This is a genomic window from Pseudundibacterium arcticum (assembly GCF_042646465.1).
GTDB lineage: Bacteria > Pseudomonadota > Gammaproteobacteria > Burkholderiales > Burkholderiaceae_D > Undibacterium_A > Undibacterium_A arcticum.
The window spans coordinates 282,867-305,623 of sequence record NZ_JBHRTP010000008.1; the positions used below are offsets into that span (position 1 = coordinate 282,867).

The 22,757-nt window shown below is 60.3% G+C and carries 18 protein-coding genes; 7 read left to right on the forward strand and 11 right to left on the reverse strand.

The features are described from left to right. The first annotated feature begins 55 nt into the window (after positions 1-55). The 6 genes from ACFOFO_RS04290 to ACFOFO_RS04315 all read left to right on the forward strand — a co-directional run bounded on the left by ACFOFO_RS04290 (position 56) and on the right by ACFOFO_RS04315 (position 9,428). Complete coding sequence (locus ACFOFO_RS04290) at positions 56-1,510, forward strand: DUF3375 domain-containing protein (RefSeq protein WP_390326597.1); 1,455 nt, start codon at positions 56-58, stop codon at positions 1,508-1,510. Between the two features lie 544 nt (positions 1,511-2,054). Continuing rightward, complete coding sequence (locus tag ACFOFO_RS04295) at positions 2,055-2,702, forward strand: DUF4194 domain-containing protein (protein WP_390330923.1); 648 nt, start codon at positions 2,055-2,057, stop codon at positions 2,700-2,702. After that, on the forward strand, positions 2,695-6,081 hold the full coding sequence (locus ACFOFO_RS04300) for an ATP-binding protein (RefSeq protein ID WP_390330925.1): 3,387 nt from the start codon (positions 2,695-2,697) through the stop codon (positions 6,079-6,081). Before ACFOFO_RS04295 ends, ACFOFO_RS04300 begins: the two co-directional genes overlap by 8 nt. Next, positions 6,078-7,253, forward strand: coding sequence for a DUF3322 domain-containing protein (locus ACFOFO_RS04305; RefSeq protein WP_390326599.1), 1,176 nt, complete (start codon positions 6,078-6,080; stop codon positions 7,251-7,253). The genes ACFOFO_RS04300 and ACFOFO_RS04305 overlap by 4 nt, the downstream gene beginning before the upstream one ends. 395 nt (positions 7,254-7,648) lie before the next feature. Continuing rightward, positions 7,649-9,058 (forward strand): MATE family efflux transporter, encoded by a 1,410-nt coding sequence (locus ACFOFO_RS04310; protein ID WP_390326602.1) that lies wholly within the window; start codon positions 7,649-7,651, stop codon positions 9,056-9,058. Positions 9,059-9,224: 166 nt separating this feature from the next. Next, complete coding sequence (locus ACFOFO_RS04315) at positions 9,225-9,428, forward strand: hypothetical protein (protein WP_390330926.1); 204 nt, start codon at positions 9,225-9,227, stop codon at positions 9,426-9,428. A gap of 88 nt (positions 9,429-9,516) precedes the next feature. On the opposite strand, the gene pcaF is transcribed toward ACFOFO_RS04315, so the two are convergent. The 11 genes from pcaF to paaA form a co-directional block, all read right to left on the reverse strand. Continuing rightward, positions 9,517-10,719: a 3-oxoadipyl-CoA thiolase gene (gene pcaF / locus ACFOFO_RS04320; RefSeq protein ID WP_390326606.1), complete on the reverse strand. Its 1,203-nt coding sequence runs from the start codon at positions 10,717-10,719 to the stop codon at positions 9,517-9,519. Between the two features lie 9 nt (positions 10,720-10,728). Further along, a complete protein-coding gene (paaK, locus tag ACFOFO_RS04325) occupies positions 10,729-12,060 on the reverse strand; it encodes a phenylacetate--CoA ligase PaaK (RefSeq protein ID WP_390326608.1) in 1,332 nt (443 codons plus the stop codon). 87 nt (positions 12,061-12,147) lie between these two features. After that, entirely contained in the window at positions 12,148-12,585 is a 438-nt protein-coding gene (gene paaI / locus ACFOFO_RS04330; RefSeq protein WP_390326610.1) for a hydroxyphenylacetyl-CoA thioesterase PaaI, read from the reverse strand. A gap of 19 nt (positions 12,586-12,604) precedes the next feature. After that, positions 12,605-14,143 carry a 3-hydroxyacyl-CoA dehydrogenase PaaH gene (paaH, locus tag ACFOFO_RS04335; RefSeq protein WP_390326613.1) on the reverse strand — a complete coding sequence of 513 codons (1,539 nt, stop codon included), beginning with the start codon at positions 14,141-14,143 and terminating at the stop codon, positions 12,605-12,607. Between the two features lie 3 nt (positions 14,144-14,146). Then, on the reverse strand, positions 14,147-14,938 hold the full coding sequence (gene paaG / locus ACFOFO_RS04340) for a 2-(1,2-epoxy-1,2-dihydrophenyl)acetyl-CoA isomerase PaaG (protein WP_390328234.1): 792 nt from the start codon (positions 14,936-14,938) through the stop codon (positions 14,147-14,149). A gap of 32 nt (positions 14,939-14,970) precedes the next feature. Further along, positions 14,971-16,635, reverse strand: coding sequence for a phenylacetic acid degradation protein PaaN (gene paaN, locus ACFOFO_RS04345; protein ID WP_390326615.1), 1,665 nt, complete (start codon positions 16,633-16,635; stop codon positions 14,971-14,973). Between the two features lie 623 nt (positions 16,636-17,258). Further along, a complete protein-coding gene (gene paaE, locus ACFOFO_RS04350; protein WP_390330928.1) occupies positions 17,259-18,335 on the reverse strand; it encodes a 1,2-phenylacetyl-CoA epoxidase subunit PaaE in 1,077 nt (358 codons plus the stop codon). A gap of 293 nt (positions 18,336-18,628) precedes the next feature. After that, entirely contained in the window at positions 18,629-19,183 is a 555-nt protein-coding gene (gene paaD / locus ACFOFO_RS04355) for a 1,2-phenylacetyl-CoA epoxidase subunit PaaD (protein ID WP_390326617.1), read from the reverse strand. Further along, entirely contained in the window at positions 19,183-19,968 is a 786-nt protein-coding gene (gene paaC, locus ACFOFO_RS04360) for a 1,2-phenylacetyl-CoA epoxidase subunit PaaC (RefSeq protein ID WP_390326619.1), read from the reverse strand. Before paaC ends, paaD begins: the two co-directional genes overlap by 1 nt. 14 nt (positions 19,969-19,982) lie before the next feature. After that, positions 19,983-20,267, reverse strand: a complete 285-nt coding sequence (paaB, locus tag ACFOFO_RS04365) for a 1,2-phenylacetyl-CoA epoxidase subunit PaaB (RefSeq protein ID WP_390326621.1) — start codon at positions 20,265-20,267, stop codon at positions 19,983-19,985. A 92-nt stretch (positions 20,268-20,359) separates the two neighbouring features. Continuing rightward, entirely contained in the window at positions 20,360-21,349 is a 990-nt protein-coding gene (gene paaA, locus ACFOFO_RS04370; RefSeq protein ID WP_390326624.1) for a 1,2-phenylacetyl-CoA epoxidase subunit PaaA, read from the reverse strand. Positions 21,350-21,755: 406 nt separating this feature from the next. Between paaA and paaX the strand changes: the two genes are divergently transcribed. Next, entirely contained in the window at positions 21,756-22,745 is a 990-nt protein-coding gene (gene paaX / locus ACFOFO_RS04375; protein WP_390326626.1) for a phenylacetic acid degradation operon negative regulatory protein PaaX, read from the forward strand. Positions 22,746-22,757 lie beyond the last annotated feature (12 nt).

Here is a 22,757-nt window from a genome sequence, read left to right on the forward strand (position 1 = left end):
ACTCGCGTTCTGGGCCTGACGGTCGAACACTGACAGGATGCCACATGATGCTTCAATGACTCTCGACTACGCCACCCTCGCCCTGCTGCGCCAAAGCCATCCCGCCTGGCGGCTGTTGCGCTCGGATCACGCGCCGCTGGTGGCGAGTTTTTTGCAGCGCGTGTTCATCGCGCCCAACGTGCGGTTGATGGCGCAGGCGGATTTGGCTGAGGCGCTTGAGGATGAACTGTTCGCCCTGCGCGAGCGGCTCGGCGCGGAGGCATTCCCGAAGCCGGCGCTCGACTACCTCAACGACTGGACTGGCGCCGACAAGGGCTGGCTGCGCAAGTTCTACTTACAGGGTTCGGACGAGCCGCATTTCGATCTGACCCCGGCCACCGAGAAGGCGATTGCGTGGCTGGAAACGCTCACCGCGCGCAGTTTCGTGGGTACCGAGTCACGCTTGCTCACGCTGTTCGAGCTGCTCAAGCAGATGAGTGAGGGCAGCGAAACCGACCCGCAGGCGCGCATGACGGAATTGCACAAGCGGCGTGACGAGATCGACCTTGAGATTGCCCGGGTGGTCGCCGGCGACATTGCGCTGATGGACGACACCTCCCTGAAAGATCGCTTCCAGCAGTTCATGGCGCTGGCGCGCGAGCTGCTCACCGATTTTCGGGAGGTGGAGCACAACTTTCGCGGGCTGGATCGGCGCGTGCGCGAACGCATCGCACTGTGGGAGGGCGCAAAAGGTGCGCTGCTGGAAGAGATCATGGGCGAGCGCGATGCGATTGCCGACTCCGACCAGGGCCGCAGTTTTCGCGCGTTCTGGGATTTTCTGATGTCCAGCAGCCGGCAGGAGGAACTTTCGGCGCTGCTCGAGCGCGTGTTGACCCTGCCTCCAGTGGCCGAACTCAAGCCCGACGCCCGCACCCGTCGCGTGCACTACGACTGGCTGGAGGCCGGCGAACACACCCAGCGCACGGTGGCGCAACTGTCGCAGCAGTTGCGACGCTTTCTGGACGACCAGGCCTGGCTGGAGAACCGTCGCATCATGGACATCCTGCATGGCATCGAAGCCAAGGTACTGGCACTGCGGGAGTCACCGCCATCGGGGGCGGTGATGGCCATTGCCGACACCGCCGCCGACATCGAGTTGCCGATGGAACGACCACTCTACACCCCAACCATCAAACCGTTGATCGCCGATATCGAACTGGAGTCGGGCGACGCAGAGGTGGATGCAGCGGCGTTGTACATGCAGGTGGTGATCGACAAGGCGCAGTTGATCCGGCATATCCGCCACGCCTTGCAGGATCGTTCGCAAGTCACCCTGCGTGAGCTGTGCGAGATGCAGCCGCTGCAGCACGGCTTGGCAGAGCTGGTGGCGTACCTGCAGCTCGCGGGCGATACCTTCAAGACCGTGGTGGATGAGGAAGCGACCGAGACCATCGTCTGGAGACGCGAAGGGCCGAATGGTCAGGAATATGCGAAGCAGGCGCGTTTGCCGCGTGTAATCTTTGTCAGATAACTGATGTTATGCACGTCCACAATGAGGAAGGGCATGGTCCACGAAAAACACTAAAGGCACGAAAAAAAGGTGGTAATGGGTAGCGTAGGAACAGCTGCCCACGTTGAAATAAGCGTTCGACGTATGCCAAGTATTGATGGGAGTATATTTTAGAGCCGCAATAAATATATGCGGTAAATGCCATGAAAATTGTGATACTCCCTATTTTTTGCGAAGCTGGCACCTGGTTAGCCTGCAGTGACGGTTTGAATGAATGATGCACAAAAGACCGTTCGCCCTCAGTAGGTCCGTTCGCCCTGAGTAGCGCAGCGTATCGAAGGGAGCGTATCGAAGGATTGCTTGCGTCCGGAGACCCTTCGATACGCCCTTCGGGCTACTCAGGGCGAACGGTTTACTGCCTACAACTGGCACGGTGCACCATAGCGGACTGAATAGTTACCGAAGCGGATTGTTCTATGAAGCCTTTCGTGCTTTTCGTGTGTTTCGTGGACAATACGTAACATCAGTTAGGTCAATGCGGTTCGATAAATGCGGTGAGGTGAGAATGGCAGAACAAGAACTTGAAAGCGCTGTAGCAACGAATGACTTATCGGTGCTGGTCATCGTTTTGCTCAAAGGCGTGATCTATCAAGAAGCGGATGCCGGTCTTTGGAACGCACTGCTCAAGCTGCAAGCGCGGGTGCGCGACTACGTAACGGTACTGGGCCTGGAGCTGGTGCTTGACGAGGCCGAGGGCTATGCCTTCTTGCGCTCGCGCCCGGAAAACGAAGATGACGCAGCGCCAAAGCTTCCGCGCCTGGTGACGCGGCGTCCGTTGTCGTTTCCGGTGAGCTTGCTGCTGGCGCTGCTGCGCAAAAAACTGGCCGAGTTCGACGCGAGCGGCGGTGACACGCGCCTTGTGCTGTCCCGCGATGAGATTGTCGAGTTGATTCGGGTGTTTCTGCCCGAAAGCAGCAATGAGGCCAAGTTGATTGACCAGATCGAGACCCATCTCAACAAGATCGTGGAACTGGGATTCCTGCGCAAGCTTAAACCTGGCGCAGCGAATCAGAATAAGCAGGCGGGGGTGTTCGAAGTGCGCCGCATCCTCAAAGCGTTCGTGGACGCGCAGTGGCTGGCTGATTTCGATGCGCGGCTGGGGGCGTATCAGGCACATCTCGGCGCGCCTTCGGAAGAGGCTGGCGATGAATAGGTACGCAAATGAGACTCAAACGCTGGGCATGGATTTTGTCGCCGACGATACGCTCTCTGGCTTCCGCCTGGCGCGCCTGGAAGTGTTCAACTGGGGCACTTTCGATGGCCGGGTTTGGGCGCTGAATCTGGGCGGAAAGAACGCCCTGCTCACCGGCGATATCGGATCGGGCAAGTCAACGCTGGTCGATGCGGTCACAACGCTGCTGGTACCGGCGCACCGCATCGCCTACAACAAGGCCGCCGGTGCCGACAACAAGGAGCGCACGCTACGATCTTACGTGCTGGGGCATTACAAGTCCGAGCGCAATGAAGTGAGTGGAACAGCCAAGCCGGTAGCACTGCGCGACCACAACAACTACTCGGTGATCCTGGGCGTTTTTCATAACGCGGGCTATGACCAAACGGTGACGCTGGCACAGGTCTTCTGGATGAAGGATGCGCAGGGGCAACCAGCGCGTTTCTTTGTCGCGGCGGGGAGCGGCATGTCGATCATGGACGATTTCGCCAACTTCGGTAGTGACATTGCACAATTGCGCAAACGCTTGCGTGCCGTGGGCGCAGAAGTGTTTGACACCTTTCCGCCCTACGGCGCCTGGTTCCGTCGTCGCTTCGGCATCGAAAATGAACAGGCGCTGGAGTTGTTTCACCAAACGGTGTCGATGAAGTCGGTGGGTAACCTGACCGATTTCGTGCGCAGCCACATGCTCGAACCTTTTGAGGTGGCACCACGCATCACGGCCTTGATCGGCCACTTCGATGACCTGAATCGGGCGCACGAGGCCGTACTAAAAGCCAAGCGGCAAGTGGAACTGCTCTCGCCGCTGGTCACCGACTGTGAGCGCCATTCATCCCTAGTCGCGCAAGCCGAGGAGCTCCGCGCCTGCCGCGAGGCGCTCAGACCCTACTTCGCTGGCCTGAAACTCGGCTTGTTGGAAAAACGTCTCGCCGGCCTGGCTGATGAATGGGTGCGGCAAGACGCTCACGTCAGACGCACTGAGCATCTGCGTGATGCGCAGCGTGCCGAAGAAGGCGAACTCAAGCGCAGCATTGCCGACAACGGCGGCGACCGTCTGGAGCGACTGGCTGTCGAAATACAGCGACTGGAACGGGAACGAGGCGAACGCGAGCGCAAGGCAACGCGTTACGCAGAACTGGTGCGCGCAGTCGGCGAGAAGCCCGCTGAACAGGAGCCCGATTTTCTTGATCAACGCCAGCGCTTGCTCGCCCTGGCCGAAGCAGCGCGCAGCCAAGAGGCAAGTCTGCAAAACGATCTGACCGAGCATGGTGTGACTCTGCGTCAGGGCAAGCAGGAGCATGACACCGTGTCCGCCGAGATCAACAGTCTGAAAGCCCGGCGCAGCAACCTCCCCGCTGAACAGGTGGCGATGCGCGCTGCGTTGTGCAAGGCCCTCGATTTGCCTGAGGCGGATATGCCGTTTGCCGGCGAACTGCTGCAAGTGCGGGACGATGAACGCGACTGGGAAGGGGCCGCGGAACGGCTGTTGCGCAACTTCGGCTTGTCGCTGCTGGTGCCCGATGCACATTACGCAAAAGTCGCGGATTGGGTCGACAGAACGCATCTCAGGGGACGCCTGGTTTATTTTCGGGTACGCCAGAGTTCTCGGGGCGAACTGCCCAACCTGCACCCGGACTCCCTGGCGCGCAAGCTAGACATAAAACGCGACTCGCCTTTCTACAACTGGCTGGAACGCGAATCGGCGCACCGTTTCGACGTGGCCTGCTGCGCAACACCCGAGCAGTTCCGCCGGGAGAGCCGCGCGATCACGCGTGCGGGCCAGATCAAGGCTGCCGGCGAGCGCCACGAGAAAGACGACCGTCATCGGCTGGAGGACCGCAGCCGCTATGTGCTGGGCTGGACCAACACGGCGAAGATCGCGGCGCTCGAAGCCACAGCCAGGAAGCTGGAGGCGCGGCTAGGCGAACTGGGCAGCCTGTTTGGCAAGATCCAGGCTGACCAGAACACACTCAAGGACCGCCTCACCGCACTGACGAAGCTTGACGAGTACGCCGATTTCCATGAACTCGATTGGCAGTCCGTTGCCGTGCAGTTGGCCCAGCTGACGGACGAGAAACAACGACTGGAGTCTGCCTCCGATGTGCTCAAGCAGCTGAGCGAACGGTTGATCGTGGTCGCTGCGGCCTTGAAGGACACAGAAGTCCAGCTGGAGGACCACAAAGACAAGCGCTCCAAAGCAGACCAGAAAAAGAGCGACGCCGAAGCCGCGCGCGGACAAACGCAAGAGATGCTTGATGAACCGGCCTGCGCAAGCCACGCGAGGTACTTCGAGCGACTCGACACTATACGCAGCGAGGCCTTGGGCGAGCATCAACTGACGGTCGAATCCTGCGACAACCGCGAGCGCGAGGTGCGCGACTGGTTGCAGACCAGGATCGATGCCGAAATCAAGAAGCTCGACCGCCTGCGCGACAAGGTCATTCAGGCGATGGCCGCGTACAGGGAAGAATTCAAACTGGAAACGGCCGAGGTGGATGCCAGCATCGAGGCGGGCTTCGAATACCGGAACATGCTCGAACACCTGAAGGCCGACGACCTGCCTCGCTTCGAGGCGCGCTTCAAGGAACTGCTAAACGAGAACACCATCCGCGAGGTGGCCAATTTCAATTCGCAGTTGAACCGCGAGCGAGAAACCATCAAGGAGCGGATCGCGCGCATCAACGAGTCGCTGACCCAGATCGACTACAACACAGGTCGCTATATCGTGCTGGAAGCGCAGCCGACGCCCGACGCAGACATCCGCGATTTCCAGTCCGAGTTGCGCGCGTGTACCGAAGGAGCACTGACCGGCTCGGACGATGCCCAATATTCCGAAGCCAAGTTCCTGCAAGTCAAACGCATCATCGAGCGCTTTCGCGGACGGGAAGGGCAATCCGAGCAGGATCGCCGCTGGGCCGCCAAGGTCACCGATGTGCGCAACTGGTTCGTGTTTGCCGCCAGTGAGCGCTGGCGCGAGGACGATAGCGAACACGAACACTATTCCGACTCGGGCGGCAAGTCGGGAGGTCAAAAAGAGAAGCTGGCCTACACCATCCTGGCGGCGAGCCTGGCCTATCAATTCGGTCTGGAATTTGGCGAAGTACGTTCCCGCTCCTTCCGTTTCGTGGTGATCGACGAAGCCTTCGGACGTGGCTCGGACGAGTCTGCGCAATACGGCCTGCGCTTGTTTGCCCAACTCAACCTGCAGCTCCTGATCGTCACGCCGCTGCAAAAAATCCACATCATCGAACCTTTCGTTTCCAGCGTGGGATTTGTCCACAACGAGGAAGGCCGTGCCTCCAAACTGCGCAATCTCTCGATTGAGGAGTACCGTGCAGAGAAGGTGAGGATGACCGGATGAGCTGGACCAGGCCGGTCGACCTGCGTGCCCAGATGCAAAAGCTGTGGGACCGGGGCGAACTGCTGGCCAGTCTTGTCAATGGCGAGTCGCTATTCCCAAGGCGTTTGGCGCTCACGGTGCCTACCTCGGCTGAGATGGCTGACCGCTTTGACGAGGTACGTGCCTGGATTGGCGACCTTCGAGCGATGCCTCACTGCCGGGTGGAGGTGCGGGAGTTCAGACACCGAGTGTTCGGCGCAAATACCGTCCCCCAGGAGGTATGGATCGATACCCTCGAACATGCGTTGGCTCTCATCGGCAAGCAGCGGGACGTCGCCCGCTTCACTGCGTTGATCGAGGTAACACGCAAACAACAGCCGCAATTGCTGGACTGGCTGGCCAAACGGCCACTGCGCGCGCTGGAGCTGGTCGACAAGTGGCGTATGCTGCTGGACATCGTCGCTTGGCTGCAGGCCCATCCACATCCTGGCGTGTACCTGCGGCAGGTAGACCTCCCCGGCGTGCATAGCAAGTTCATCGAAGCCCATCGCGGCGTGCTCGTAGAGTTGCTGGATATCGTCTTGCTGCCCGAAGCCATTGATCCGACGGCATCCGGCGTGAGCCAATTCGCAAAGCGGTACGGATTTCGTGACAAACCGATGCGCATCCGCTTTCGCGTTCTCGACCCGAAGCACGCCCTATTGCATGGTGCCCTCGTGCAGGACGTGACCCTTGATGCCGAGAGCTTTGCCCAACTCGATCCCAATGTCACGCGTGTGTTCATCACCGAGAACGAGATCAACTTCCTGGCCTTTCCGCAGGTCAAGGACAGCTTGCTCATCTTCGGTGCGGGATACGGTTTCGAAATGTTGAGCCGCGCCGAATGGCTTTCGCGCTGCCGCATTCATTATTGGGGTGATATTGACACCCACGGCTTCGCGATCCTTGATCAGCTCCGCAGTCAGTTCGACCACGTGGAGTCGTTCCTGATGGACCGCAACACTTTGCTGGCATTTGAAACGCTATGGGGTGAGGAAGAGAAACAGACGCTGCGCGACTTGCCCTGGCTGAATGCTGAGGAAACGGTACTCTACGATGATTTGCGAGACAACCGAATACGCAAGAATTTGCGTCTTGAGCAAGAAAGGATCGGCTTCGGCTGGGTAAAGTCAGCGCTATCGACGCTTACCTAGGAATCTGTCGGACCTACGGCTCGGCGCCCCCGGAGAATCGGCTGCCAAAATCTCTGAGCGATACAGTGTCACCGGCTTTTTAGTCAATAGCTCGCTATTGACGCTGCAAATCCGGCAAAATATGCCTTGGTTCAGCACATTTTTCGCTTCGATCCCATAAGTCCGATTGACTCCTGGATTCAATAGGCCTCCAACCGACACTTCCCCCGATTCTCTCCACCCTCCGTTTTCAGAAAAAACGGCCAAATGTTCGAATCCATGCCCATTTGCAGGTGGTTTTGCTATACTGCACGACAATGGGACGTTAGTTAGGTTCCGCGTTCCGCCACCAATTCCACAAAGGCCAACCGCATCCGGTTGGCTTTTTTTTCTTGCGATAACGCACGCCATCCATGATGTCACAAACATTCCGTTTTTCCGCCGTCCGCACCGAAGCCATCGCCCTGTGGCGGCTGGCGTGGCCGATGCTGGTCGGCCAGCTCGCCACCGTCGGCATGGCGGTCGCCGACGTCGCCATGACCGGCCATGCCAGTGCCGAAGACCTGGCCGCCGTATCGCTGGGCGCGTCGATCTGGGCGATCGTGATTGTTACCGTGATGGGCGTGATGATGGCGATCAATGCGGTGGTCGCGCACGAGATCGGGGCCGGCGAATTGGGCCGGATTCCACATGTGGTGCGGCAGGCGTTGTGGAAGTCGCTGGGGGTCGGACTGGTCGCGTGTGTGCTGATCAATGTGGCGACACTGGTATTTGATCATCTTTTTCTCGATGCGGAAGTGCGCGACAAGGCGTCGATGTTCGTGCATGTGATCAGCATCGGCCTGCCGCCGTTTGCCGCTTACCGCGCGCTGTACGGTTATAGCACCAGCCTGCATCAGACCAAGCCGATCATGGTGATCGCGCTGGGCGCCTTGCTGTTCAATATTTTCATCAACTGGCTGCTGATTTATGGCCATTGGGGCTTGCCGAAACTGGGTGGCGTCGGCTGCGCGGTAGCAACCGGTATCGGATTATGGCTGATGCTGGGCGCCATCCTGTTCTGGATCCGGCGTGCGCCGGCTTACCGCACGACTTACCCGTTTTCCCATTGGGAAGGTCCGAACTGGAATGAGATCGGCTCGATGCTGAAAATGGGATTGCCTATCGGCATCACTTATTTTGCCGAGGTCAGCGCATTCAGCATGGTTGGTCTGCTGGTCGCACGCTTCGGCGTGGTGACGATGTCGGCGCACCAGATTGCGCTCAATTTCGCGTCGCTGGTATTCATGGTGCCGATGAGTTTCGGCATTGGCCTGATCACCCGCGTCGGGCAGACCTTGGGCGAAGGCGATGCGGCGCGGGCGCGCTTCATTGCGTGGGTCGGAATCGGCATGTCGCTGGCGTGCGCGCTGGCTTCAGCGACCTTCATTGCGCTGTTTCGACAGCAGATTGCCGCAGCGTACACTTCGGACCCGGCAGTGCAGGCGCTGGCGGAGCATTTGTTGCTGTTTGCGGCCTTGTTCCAGCTTTCCGATGCAACCCAAGTGGCGGCATCCTGTGCGATCCGCGGCTACAAGGTGACGCGACCGCCGATGTTGATCCATATTTTTGCGTTCTGGGGTTTCTCGCTGCCGTTGGGCTGCGTGCTCGGCTTGGCGCCCGCCTGGCTAAGCTGGGCGCCGGCGGTGCCGATGGCTGCCACCGGGTTCTGGATCGGACTGGTGACCGGCCTGACCATCGCCGCCGTGTTGCTGGTGTGGTTCCTGAACCGTCTGTCCTTGCGCCAGATACACGTGATGCGGACGGCGCTGCCGATGGCGGCCTGATCCGGTGGCAGCATCAGCCTGCCATGTGACGGGAACGGAATCTGCCTAATCCGGCGTTTTGGCAGTCTGCTCCGTAGAAAATGCAGTTCATCGCATTCCGTTGGAAGTGGGCGTTGGGCTTGGCTACAGTGGTGTCATACCAACGCAACCACCGAAAGGAAGCAAAATGAACATCGCAAAAAATATGGAAGCCATCGCCATCGTCGCAATCGCTCTGACTTGCGTGACCACCTACGCGGTCGCCGGCAAATCTGAAACGGCGCGCGTGACCGCGCCGCAGGTGAGCAGTGAAAATGCCGGCGCTATCCCGACCGTCATCGTGATCGGGAAGCGTCCGACCGCAGCAGAAAAAGCACAGATTGCAGGTTAATATTGCCAGACTGTGAAGACTTTGCTGCGCCATTTTCACATCCAGGCCGCTTCTGGCTGTCTGTTTCACCTACTCCCTGCCTGGTCCGTTATACCCGTTCGATAATGATCGCAATACCCTGGCCGACGCCGATGCACATGGTGCACAGCGCATACCGCCCTTTGGTGCGTTCCAGCTGATTGAGCGCGGTCGTCACCAGTCGCGCGCCGGAGGCGCCGAGCGGGTGGCCGATCGCGATGGCACCGCCGTTCGGATTGACATGGGCGGCATCGTCAAGCAGGCCGAGGCTGCGCGTGACCGCCAGTGCCTGCGCGGCGAATGCCTCGTTCAGCTCGATCACATCCATCTGCTCGATACTGAGGCCGGTTTGCGCCAGCACCTTGCGCGCAGCCGGCGACGGGCCAAAGCCCATGATGCGCGGCGCCAGACCGGCGGTCGCCATGCCGAGCACCCGTGCGCGTGGTGTCAGACTGAATTTCGACGCCGCGGTATCCGATGCCAGCAGCACCGCGCAAGCGCCGTCATTGACGCCGGACGCGTTGCCGGCGGTGACGCTGCCGTCCGGCCGGACCACGCCTTTCAGCTTGGCGAGTGTCTCGATCGCCGTGTCAGGCCGCGGATGCTCGTCCGTGTCGAAAATTTTTGGATCGCCCTTTTTCTGCGCGATGCTGACCGGCACAATCTCGCTTTGAAAGAATCCGGCGGCATGCGCTGCCGCCCAGCGTTGCTGACTGCGCAAGGCCAGCGCGTCCTGATCGGCGCGATTGATGTTGAATTCCTGCGCGACATTTTCGGCGGTTTCCGGCATCGAATCGATACCGTACTTGGCCTTCATCAGCGCATTGACGAAACGCCAGCCGATCGTGGTGTCTTCCATCTTCGCGCTGCGCGAGAAGGCGCTGTCGGCCTTGCCCATCACAAACGGTGCGCGCGTCATGCTCTCGACACCGCCGGCGATGATCAGACCGGCTTCACCGGCCTTGATGCTGCGCGCCCCAATGCCAATCGCGTCCATGCTGGAGCCGCACAGGCGGTTGATGGTGTTGGCCGGCACCTCGATCGGCAACCCGGCCAGCAGCGCCGCCATGCGGCCGACGTTGCGGTTGTCTTCGCCGGCCTGGTTGGCGCAGCCGTAATACAGGTCATCCACCGCGGCCCAGTCGACGCCGGGGTTGCGCTCCATCAATGCCTTGATCGGCAGCGCGCCGAGGTCGTCGGGTCGCACCGTCGCCAGTGCGCCGCCGTAGCGGCCGAAAGGCGTGCGGATCGCATCACAAATAAAAGCATTCATTGCATGTCCTTAGAGTGGATTGATCTTGCTGCGCAGGTCGATCACGTGCTTGGCCTTGCCAACCGCTGTGCGCTCGATGCATCCGGATGCCAGGATGCTCACTTTGGTAGTGACGCCGACATAGGTCTTGATGTGGTGTTGCAGCGCATTGTTGAGCGCGGTCAGATCGGCATCCGACAGCGGGTGCGGCAAATCATGGCGCAGCTCGGCAATCACTTCCATCACGTCAAGGTGACCGTCGCGCGAAATCACCAACTGGTAATGCGGCGCCAGTTGCGGCAGCTTCAGGATGATCTCCTCGATCTGCGTCGGAAACACGTTGACGCCGCGGATGATCAGCATGTCGTCGGAACGCCCGGTGATCTTGCCGATGCGCCGCATCGAGCGCGAAGTCGGTGGCAACAAGCGGGTCAAGTCGCGCGTGCGGTAGCGGATGATCGGCAGCGCCTCCTTGCTGAGCGAGGTGAATACCAGTTCGCCTTCCTCGCCATCGGGCAGCACCTCGCCGGTGTCCGGATCGATAATTTCCGGGTAGAAATGGTCTTCCCAGATCACCGGGCCGTCCTTGCTCTCGATGCATTCGCTGGCGACGCCCGGCCCCATCACTTCCGACAGACCATAGATATCGACCGCATCGATGCCGGCGCGCGCCTCGATCTCGGCGCGCATCGCATCGGTCCACGGCTCGGCGCCGAAGATCCCGACCTGGAGCGAGCTGTCAGCCGGATCGAAGCCCTGACGGGTAAATTCCTCGATGATGTTGAGCATGTACGACGGCGTGACCATGATGATGCTCGGCTTGAAATCCTGGATCAGCTGGACCTGCTTTTCGGTCTGGCCACCCGACATCGGGATCACGGTGCAGCCCAGTTTTTCGGCGCCGTAGTGGGCACCGAGACCGCCGGTAAACAGGCCGTAACCGTAGGCGATATGGACCATGTCGCCGGCCCGTCCGCCCGCCGCGCGGATCGAGCGCGCGACTACCGTGGCCCAGGTGTCGATGTCATTTTTGGTATAGCCGACCACCGTCGGTTTGCCGGTGGTGCCGCTCGACGCGTGAATCCGCACTACCTGCTCGCGCGGCACCGCGAACATGCCGAACGGGTAATTGTCGCGCAGTGCTTTCTTGCCGGTGAACGGAAATTTCGCCAGATCGGCCAGGGTTTTCAAGTCGTCCGGATGGACGCCCGCCGCATCGAATGATGCGCGGTAGTGCGGCACATTATTGTAGGCGTGCTTCAGCGACCATTTCATCCGTTGCAGCTGCAGCGCCTGCAGCTCGTCCTTGCTGGCCAGTTCGATCGACTCCAGATCGCCGGGATTGGGTGTGCGTTGCGGCATGATGAGCTCCAAAACGATAAAAGAAATGCTTACTGTCTTCAGGCGGTCGGGCCGACGCCGGCTGCGATCCGCGTATGTCCCGGTCGGTTACGCCAGTTGCTCCAGCGTTACCACCTCGCCCTTGATCCGGTACGAGCGGCCGCGAAACAGCGCGATGCGGCGACCGTCCTGATTGGTCACCAGGATGTCGTAGACGCCGGTGCGGCCGGCCAGCGATTGTTCGATACCGTCCGCAGTCAACACGTCACCCAGAAGGCCGGGCGCCAGATAGTCGATGCTGCAGCCGGACGCAACCGTGTTCTGGTTATGACTGTTGCAGGCAAACGCGAACGTGCTGTCGGCCAGCGCGAAAATGAAACCACCATGGCAAGTGTCATGGCCGTTCAGCATGTCGGCCCGGATCGTCATCGTCATGCGCGCATAGCCGGGCCGGATTTCGGCCAGCGCGATACCCATCGCCTGGGTCGCCGGATCGCGCGCATACATGGCATCGGCGGCGGCTTGCGCCAGTCGTTGTGGATTCATCGTTGCTCCGGTAGGCGGTTCACTCATGAAATTTCGCTCCCGCCGCGACTTTGCGGCGCAGCAAGGGCGACACGCGGTAGCGGTCTTCGCCATAGGTGGTTGCCAAATGGTCGAGCACGGTCACCACGCTCGGCAGCCCGATCGCATCGGCCCAGGCCAGCGGTCCGGCCGGGTAATTGACGCCCTTCTGCATTGCGATATCGACCGCCGCCGCGGTGCAGACGCCCTGATTGACGGCATCGGCCGCCTCGTTGGCCAGCATCGCGACGGTGCGCATCACGGCCATCCCGGCCACGTCATCCAGCCGCGACACGGCCAGTCCGGCGGTCTGGAACAGGCCCACCACGCTCGCATAGGCGCTCGGGCTGCACTGATCGGCGGCGGTCAGTGCAACGCGGCTGGCGCGTCCGTAGTCCAGCGCCAGATCGAGCAGGACCGTATTCGGGTAGTCATTGACGCGTGCGCGCTCGGTTGCGCTACGACCATCGGTCAGGTACAGGCCCGCATCGCCGCAGGTAAACAGCGGCGCATCGCCGGATTCCGCACATACCGCACCTTCGGCAACCGCAATACCGGCGTGCAGGAAGCGGGCCGCCAACTGCGCGACGATGGCTGCGCCACTGTGACTGCTCACTGCTGATGGTCTGACCTGCGTCGGTTCGGACTGCGGCTGCGCTGCAGTCGCATCGTCGCCATAACGGTAAAAACCGCGTCCGCTCTTGCGCCCGAGAAAACCGGCATTCACCAGCTCCTGCTGGATCAGCGACGGCGTGAAACGCGGGTCGCAGAAATACGCATTGAACACCGACTGCGTCACTGAAAAATTGACGTCGTGGCCGATCATGTCCATCAGCTCGAACGGCCCCATGCGAAATCCGCCGGATTCGCGCAGCACTGCGTCGATCGTGGCCGGTTCGGCCGCCTGCTCGTTCAGCAGTCGCAGCGCCTCCGCATAGTAAGGCCGCGCCACCCGGTTGACGATGAAGCCGGGCGTCGATTTGGCATGCACCGGGCTCTTGCCCCACGCCGCAGCCGTCGCGTACACGGTATCGGCGATGGCGCGCTCGGTCGCCAGACCTTCGACCACTTCGACCAGCGCCATCAACGGCACCGGGTTGAAGAAATGCATGCCCACCAGCCGCCCGGGCGATGCCAGTTTGGCGCCGATCGCGGTCACCGAGATCGACGAGGTATTGGTGGCGAGGATGCAACCGGCACCGACCACCGCTTCCAGCTCGGCGAACAGCGCGCGCTTGAGGTCCAGATTCTCGACAATCGCTTCCACCACCAGACCGGCGTCGGCCAGTTCGGCCAGGTTGCTCGCCGCTTGCAGGCGGTTGCCGGCAGCCTCGGCATCGGCGGCGCTCGTCCGACCCTTGTCGGCCAGCTTCTGATACATGTTGCGGATATCGGTCAGCGCCTTGGCGACCGTTTCCGGCCGGGTGTCGTACAGCTTGACGCGATGGCCGGCGGCGGCCGCAGTCTGCGCGATGCCGGCGCCCATCGCGCCGCTGCCGACCACGGCGACGATACACGATGACGGTAATGCAGCGCTCATCCGCTACTCTCCTTTAAATTGCGGCGCGCGCTTGGCCATGAAGGCCGCGACGCCTTCGCGGTAGTCGTGGCTGTTGCCCAGTTCGCGCATGAAATCGCGTTCCAGATCGAGTTGCTGCGGTAACGTATTGGCCGGACTGGCATACAGCGCCTGCTTGGTGCGCGCCAGGCCCTTGGTCGGTGCGCTGGCGAAATGCTGGGCCAATGCATCGGTTGTTGCAGTCAATTGATCGTCGTCCACGCATTGCCAGATCAGGCCCCAGCTTTCGGCGCGCTCGGCACTCAGCTTGTCACCCAGCATCGCCAGACCCATCGCGCGAGCGGTGCCGACCAGGCGCGGCAGGAAGTAGGTGCCGCCGGTGTCCGGAATCAGACCAAGCTTGCAGAACGCCTCGATGAAACTGGCCGAACGGGCCGCGATCACGATGTCGCAAGCCAGTGCCAGATTGGCACCGGCGCCGGCGGCGACGCCATTGACCGCGCAGATCACCGGCATCGGCAGATTGCGCAATGCCAGCACCAGCGGGGCGTAATATTTCTCGACCGATTCACCGAGATCAACCCCGGGCGCACCCGGTGCGACCGCGCGGTCCCCGAGGTCCTGGCCGGCGCAGAAGCCGCGTCCGGCGCCGGTCAGCACCAGCACCCGTACCGAACTGTCGGCCTTCAGCTGTTCCAATGCGGCGCGCACTTCTCCGTGCATCGCCGCGGTAAAGCTGTTGAGTCGGTCGGGCCGGTTCAAGGTCAATCGCGCGATACCGTCCTGGATCTCGAACAGAATGCTGTCGTAGTTCATTGGGTAGCTCATGGTGGCTCCGTGATTCCGGTTTACACGTGGGCGCGGCGTTGCACCACGCGGAAGCGATTGGCAACGAAGGCCGAATCGGACAGCGACGCATTGGCAGCCGGATTGGCGCCGGTCGCATGGAAATCGCTGAACGCGGCCGACTGGTTGACGAACACGCCGCCGGTCAGGTTGATCGACAGTGCGACGCCGGCCTGTTCCGACGCATCGGCGACCTGGTCCAGCACCGCCGGTTTGTTGGAGTACACCGACAGCGTCAATGCACCGTGTTCGGTCGCGCCCTTCTGTGCCAGCGCGATGCTGTGCGCAGTGCTGTCGGTCGCGATGGCAAACGAGATTGGACCGAAGAATTCCTGCATGATCTTTTCCTCGTCGACACTGCCAACTTTCAGCAGCAGCGGGGTGCGGATGCGCGCCTGCGGGAACTGCGGATGCACCAACGTCTGGCTGTCCTGCACCACTTCGCCGATGGCACGGGCGGCGTCGATGCGATCGAGCACGCCGGTATTCTGGATCGCTCCCAGCACTTCGACCGCCTTGGCCGGATCGCTGGTCAGCTTGGCAATGCTGTCGCCGATCGCGCTGGCGACCTGATCAAAACTCAGATGGCCGTCCGGTGTATCGATGCCGTCTTTCGGAATATAAATATTTTGCGGTGCGGTGCACATCTGGCCCGAATACAGGGTCAGCGAAAACGCGATGTTGCGCACCATGCCCTTGAAGTCGTCGGTCGAGTCGACGATGATCTGGTTGACGCCGGCCTTCTCGGTAAACACGATGGCCTGATGCGCATTGCGCTCGAGCCAGGTGCCATTGCTGCTGCTGCCGGTGAAGTCGATCAGGCGCACTTCGGGACGCAGCGCCAATGTCGAGGCCATGCGTTCGCTTGGATCGTTCGCAACCAGGGTCACGACATTCGGATCGAAGCCGGCTTCGGTCAGCACTTCCCGCGCGATTTCGACGGTGATCGCGAGCGGAAGAATCGCGCCCGGATGCGGCTTGACGACCACCGCATTGCCGGTCGCGAGACTGGCGAACAGGCCCGGATAGCCGTTCCAGGTCGGGAAGGTGCAGCAGCCGATGACCAGGCCGACGCCGCGTGGCACCACGGTGTAATGCTTTTCCATCCGCAACGGCTCGTTCTTGCCCTGCGGCTTTTCCCATAGCGCGGTCTTTGGAATCCGGCGCATCTCTGCCCAGGCATAGGCAACCGCCTCCAGCGCGCGATCCTGCGCGTGCGGGCCGCCGGCCTGGAACGCCATCATGAAAGCCTGGCCGGTGGTGTGCATCACCGAGTAGGCAATCTCGAAGCTGCGCTTGTTCAGGCGATCCAGAATCTCCAACGAAACGCCAACCCAAGCCTCCGGGCCGGCCTTGCGCCAGCCGGTCGATGCGTTCTGGATTGCGCCAAACAATTGATCCAGATCCGGTTTCGGATAAGTGATGCCCAGATCGAAACCGTAAGGTGATACTTCCTTGCCGGCCTGGCCGATAGTGCCAGCTTGATTCAGTGCGAACGGTTTGTTCAGACGCGCGTCAAACGCGGCCTTGCCGTCGTTGTTGGCGGTTTCGCCGTAGACACGTGGGCTCGGCATTTCTGCATACGGACTCCAGTAACCGCGGGTCGCGATGGCTGCTACGGCTTGGTTCAGAAGCTCTTGATGACGGTCGAAAAAGGCGTGTGACATGTGGTTTTCTCCAGGCTATTTTTGAATGTGGTTATCGGTAATGGTGGTTCGGTGGTCCGGTGGTCCGGGTTAATGATGTGGTTCCGAATAACACCAAAATCCGGTGACCTATGTCGCGAGCTGAAATGCCAATACGGATTGCAGCGAACGACACTGGGTCCCAGCGTTCGCTGGGACGACATCACTTTGCATCGGACAACACTTGTTCAACTTATTTAAAATTTGCGCTACACATTTCTGGTTGAAACGGTCAACAATTACTGTCATTCCAGTCCTTCGGCAGGCTCAGGATGAACCGGCCTGCGGCCACGCTGGAATCCAGTGGCGTCCGCTGCATACCGAAATTTCGACATGGAATGCAACGAAAGACACTGGGTCCAGCGTTCGCTGGGACGACATCACTTTGCATCGGACAACACTTGTTCAACTCTTACTTAAAATTTGCGCTACCCATTTCTGGTTAAAACGGTCAACAATTACTGTCATTCCAGCGAACGCTGGAATCCAGTGGCGTCCGCTGCATACCGAAATTTCGACACGGAATGCAACGAACGACACTGGGTCCCAGCGTTCGCTGGGACGACGGCCGCGGGCAAATTGATGTGTCCGTGGCGTCTAAAAAATCAATGATCCTGATCGAAATCGACCACCACCTTGTCGGTCAGCGGAAAGCTCTGGCAGCTCAGCACAAAGCCGCGCGCGACTTCATAATCTTCCAGTGCGTAGTTGACGTCCATCTCGACCTTGCCGTCCAGCACCTTGCAGCGGCAGGTCGAACACACGCCACCCTTGCATGAATAACGCATATCGATGCCCTGGCGCAGTCCGGCGTCGAGGATCGATTCCTTGTCCTTTTCCATCGTGAAGCTGGTGTGATTGCCGTCGATGATGACGGTGACCTGGCATTCCTGTGGCTGTTGCTGGAGCTTCGCATGCGCTACGTGTTGATGCTTCGGAATGCTGGCGGCGAACAGTTCGATCTTGATGTTCGATTTCGCCATGCCGTGTTCCTGCAATACGTCGGACACGTCGTGCATCATTTGCTCCGGGCCGCAGATGAAGACGGTGTCGATATCGTCGAGCTTGATCCAGTGCCGGAAGAACTGCTCGCATTTTTCTTTCGTGATGCGGCCGTTGAACAGTTCGATGTCCTGCTGCTCGCGGCTCATCACATACACCAGGTTCAGCCGTTCGAGATAGATATCCTTGAGGTCGGTCAGCTCTTCCTTGAAGATCACGGTGGACGACGCGCGGTTGCCGTAGAACAGCGTGAACTGGCTATGCGGCTCCGCGATCAGCGTGGTCTTGATGATCGACAGCATCGGCGTGATGCCGCTGCCGGCGGCGAAGCCCAGATAGTGCTTCTTGTTTTCTGCGCTGAGCGGCGTATTGAAGTGCCCCATCGGCGGCATCACGTCGAGCGTGATACCCGGCTTCAAGGTATCGTTGGCCCAGGTCGAGAACTCTCCGCCGGGGCAGCGCTTGATTGCCACGCGTAGTTGTTGGTCCTGTACCGCCGAACAGATCGAATATGAGCGCCGCACATCGTCGCCATTAATCGTGGTGCGCAGCGTCAGATGCTGTCCCTGGACATACTGGAATTTATCTTTCAACTCCGACGGCACTGCGAACGTGACCGCAATGGTGTCACGGGTTTCGTTGATCACGTTGGCGACCGATAGCGGATAAAACTTGCTCATTTATTGCTCTCCATTGCTAGCTTGGGGTGTTGCCAAGTTTCGTCTTTGCTCTTGTCTTATTGCTGTGCTGCGGAACGGTATTTATTTCGGGCTTATACGGGTTGACGCAAACTTCCGACTTCCAAAATTTGGCTGTCGTCCCAGCGCACGCTGGGACCCAGTGTCTTTCGCCGCACGCTATTGCCATTGCTTCCTGGTGCGATCGACGCCGCTGGATCCCAGCGTGCGCTGGGATGACACGGAATGTTTAAAGTTCGCGGCAATCAATGGCGCTTGAAGTTCATGAGTTGGTATCAATGACACTTGAAATAGTCAAACGGTTCCAGGCAATCATCGCAACGGTACAGCGCCTTGCATGGAGTTGACCCGAACTGGCTGGTGACGCGGGTGTGACTCGAGCCGCAGTGCGGACAGACCACCACCAATAGCGGCCGCTTGCGGCTGATGGCTGAGGCGGCTGCTGCGTCGGAACGCAGGCCGCTGATGTCGATCACCTGTTCGGCCGGCGGCGCGATACCGTACGCGTGCAACTTGCGTTTGCCGTCCTCGCTCATCCAGTCGGTAGTCCAGGCCGGCGACAATTGCGTCTGCAAGCGCACCCGTTCGATGCCGCGCTCGTGCAGCGCCTGTGAAATCGCGTCGGCGATCACGGTCATTGCCGGGCAACCGGAATACGTCGGGGTGATGGTGACCACGCATTCGTCGGCGTGCCACACGACATCGCGCACGATCCCCAGGTCGACGATCGAGATCACCGGGATCTCCGGGTCCGGTACCGCGGCCAGCCATGACCAGACCTGCGCGCTGTCGGGCCGCTCGATCATCCTGGTCGACGCTTGCGTGTCCATTACCACTGTGCTCCTGGATAGGCGCGCTGCAGGAATTGCATCTCGGCCAGCAAATAGCCCAGGTGTTCGGTGTGCACGCCCTGCTTGCCGCCCTTTTGCATCCACGCATCGGGGGCCGGCATGGTCAAGGTCGCTTCGGCGAAAATCTCGGCCAGATGCGCCAGCCACGCGGCGCGCAGAGTGCCCGGATCGGGTGCGATGCCGGTCGCGGTGATGGCGTCGTCCAGCGCATCGGCGTTGAACATTTCGCCGGTGTACGGCCATAGCGCATTGGCTGCGGCCTGGACCTTGCTGCGACTGAGCTCGGTGCCGTCGCCCAGACGTACTACCAGGTCGCCGCTGCGGCGCAGGTGGTAGGTCACTTCCTTCAGCGATTTTTCGGCGATTTCGGCAATCCGTTGGTCCGACGATTGCAGCAAAGCCTGCAGTTGGAAGTAATGCCAGCTATCGAACAGGAACTGGCGCATCAGCGTGTCGGCGTAACTGCCGTTCGGCTGTTCGACCAGCAGAAAATTGCGGAACTGGTGCGCATCGCGCAGGAATGCGAGCTGGTCCTCGTCGCGTCCGGCGCCTTCGATCTCGGCCGCATAGCTGAGCCACATCCGCGCCTGCCCGATCAGATCGAGCGCGACATTGGTCAGCGCCATATCTTCTTCCAGCGCCGGCCCCTTGCCGCACCATTTCGACAGTTGCTGGCTCAGCACCAGCGCGGTGTCGCCCAGGCGCAGCAGGTAATCAAACTTGTCACTCGCGAATTTGTCTTTCGTGAATTTGTCATTCGCCACGGTATTCTCCCGCCCTACAAATTCTTGACTTCTTCCGGCATCGGGAAGAAGGTCGGATGACGGTACACCTTGCTGTTGGCCGGCTCGAACAGCGCAGTCTTGTCGCCCGGGCTGCTTGCGACGATGTCGCTGGCCTTGACGACCCAGATGCTGACGCCTTCGTTGCGGCGGGTGTAGACGTCGCGCGCGTTATTGACCGCCATCTCGGCATCCGGTGCATGCAGGCTGCCGACATGCTTGTGCGCCAGGCCGTGCTGGCTGCGGATGAAAATTTCCCACAATGGCCATTCTTTGCTCATCAGATTCTCCTAATTTTGTTCTGTCACGTCAGCTGTCATGTCCGCTGTCACGTCAGCTGTCACGTCAGCGGTCACGCCATCCACCACATCGCTCAGGCAGCCTTGGCGCGGTCCGCTTGTTTGTCCGCATGCGCCACCAGCGCCTCACGGAACCAAGCGCCGTCTTCCCACGCGTCGACGCGGGCCTGCAGCCGCTCGCGGTTGCAGGGCCCGTTGCCCTTGAGCACGTTGTGAAATTCGCTCCAGTCGATCGCGCCGAACTCGTAATGACCGGTTTCTTCATTGAATTTCAGATCCGGGTCGGGCACGGTCAGGCCGAGATATTCCGCTTGCGGTACGGTCTGGTCGACCATCTTCTGGCGCAGCTCGTCATTGGAGAACAGCTTGATGCGCCATGCCGACGACTGCGCGCTGTTGACCGATTCGGCGTCGCTCGGACCGAACATCATCAGCGACGGCCACCACCAGCGATTGAGCGCGTCCTGCGCCATCGCCTTTTGCTGCGGCGTGCCCTTGCACAGCACCATCATGATGTCGTAGCCCTGGCGCGCATGGAACGATTCTTCCTTGCAGACGCGGATCATGGCGCGCGCATATGGCCCGTACGAACAGCGGCACAGCGGGATCTGGTTGATGATGGCCGAGCCGTCGACCAGCCAGCCGATCGCACCCATGTCGGCCCAGCTCAGGGTCGGGTAGTTGAAGATGCTGGAATATTTGGCCTTGCCCGCATGCAGCGCATCGAGCAGCTGGTCGCGCGAGGTGCCGAGCGTTTCGGCTGCGCTATATAAGTACAGACCGTGGCCGGCCTCATCCTGGATCTTGGCCAGCAGGATCGACTTGCGCTTCAAGGTCGGGGCACGCGTGACCCAGTTGCCTTCCGGCAACTGGCCGACGATCTCGGAATGCGCATGCTGCGAAATCTGGCGAATCAGGGTCTTGCGGTAGGCATCCGGCATCCAGTCCTTGGCCTCGATCTTGATGCCGTCATCGATCCGCGCCTGAAACGCGCGCTCATCCTCGCTCATGTCGTCCTGCGAACGAACCCGGCTCAGTCCGGTTTCTACCAATTGTGCATACATGATCTGTACCTCCGGGTTGCTGACTTATTTGCTCACTTAGTTGCCAATTTAGTTGCCAACCTAGTTGCCAACTTCACTGCCTGATGCCGTCCGTTGGGGTTGCCGCACGATCCGCGCCGGCGCAGTCTTCATATTATATGATACGCTTAAATTAATTCAACCAGTTTTTTAGTATCATTTTATATTTCAGTATCTAAAATAAATATCGGCAACAACTGTACGGCGACGTCCGTGTCGAAAATCTGCCATCTGGAAAATATACTCCTAGACCATATAGCTTATTTCCGCCAATAAATGATAGTGAGTTACGCTATACTCCAATAAAATTGAAAAACAAGTACTGACGCCAACGCCGGTCTTCAAGATCCAATATACGCCTACCGCCAATCACCATGCACTTTTTGCAATGACTAATCCCCCTCTCCAGAACTGGCTGCAACAGCTGATGAGCAGCGATCCGTTACGCGCAAAATCGCTCGTCACCACCGTGTTTGGCGACGCGATTGCACCGCATGGCGGCGCGGTTTGGCTCGGCAGTTTGATCGAATTGCTGGCGCCGTTCGGCATCAGTGACCGACTGGTACGCACCAGCGTGTTCCGGCTGGCCGAGGAAGACTGGCTGCAGGCCAGCCGCGAAGGCCGGCGCAGCTCGTACACCATCACGGCGCCGGCATTGCGCCGTTTCGAGCGCGCCTTTCGCCGCATTTACGCACCGCTACACCGGAGCTGGGATGGCAACTGGACGCTGGCATTTGCCGCCGGCGGCAATCTGAACGCAGCCGAACGCGGCGCGCTGCGCAAGGAACTGGTGTGGGAAGGGTTTTGCTTGATCGCGCCTGGCGTGTTCGGCCATCCGTCAGGCGATCCGGAAGCGCTGGAGGACATCCTGCAACGCCTGAACGTGCAGGGCAAACTATTCGTCTGCAGCGCCAGCGAACTGGCCAATGTCAGCGCACGCCCGTTGCGCGAGCTGGTCGAACACGGTTGGGAACTCGATGGCGTGGTGCAGGGCTATCAGCGCTTCATCGCGCAATTTGCGCCGCTACGTGACCTGCTCGATCTGCTCGACGCGCAGCAAACAGCGGCGGCCTCGGCGCAGTTGGAGCCCGCGCTGGCCTTCATGCTGCGCACGCTGCTGATTCATGCGTTTCGCCGCGTCCAATTGCATGACCCGCAGCTGCCTTTGGCGCTGCTGCCCGCCGCGTGGCCGGGCACCAGCGCCTATGAACTGTGTCGTGACTTGTATCAACGGACCCATGCCGCGGCCGAGCAATATCTGGTCGCCACGCTGCAGCGCGAGGACCAGCATGCGGCGGAGGCGGCGCCGTTCTTCTATCAGCGCTTTGGCGGTTTGCACCGATCCGCCGATCGATCTGCGGATCGATCCAGCGCTTAAAGTAGGCCAGCT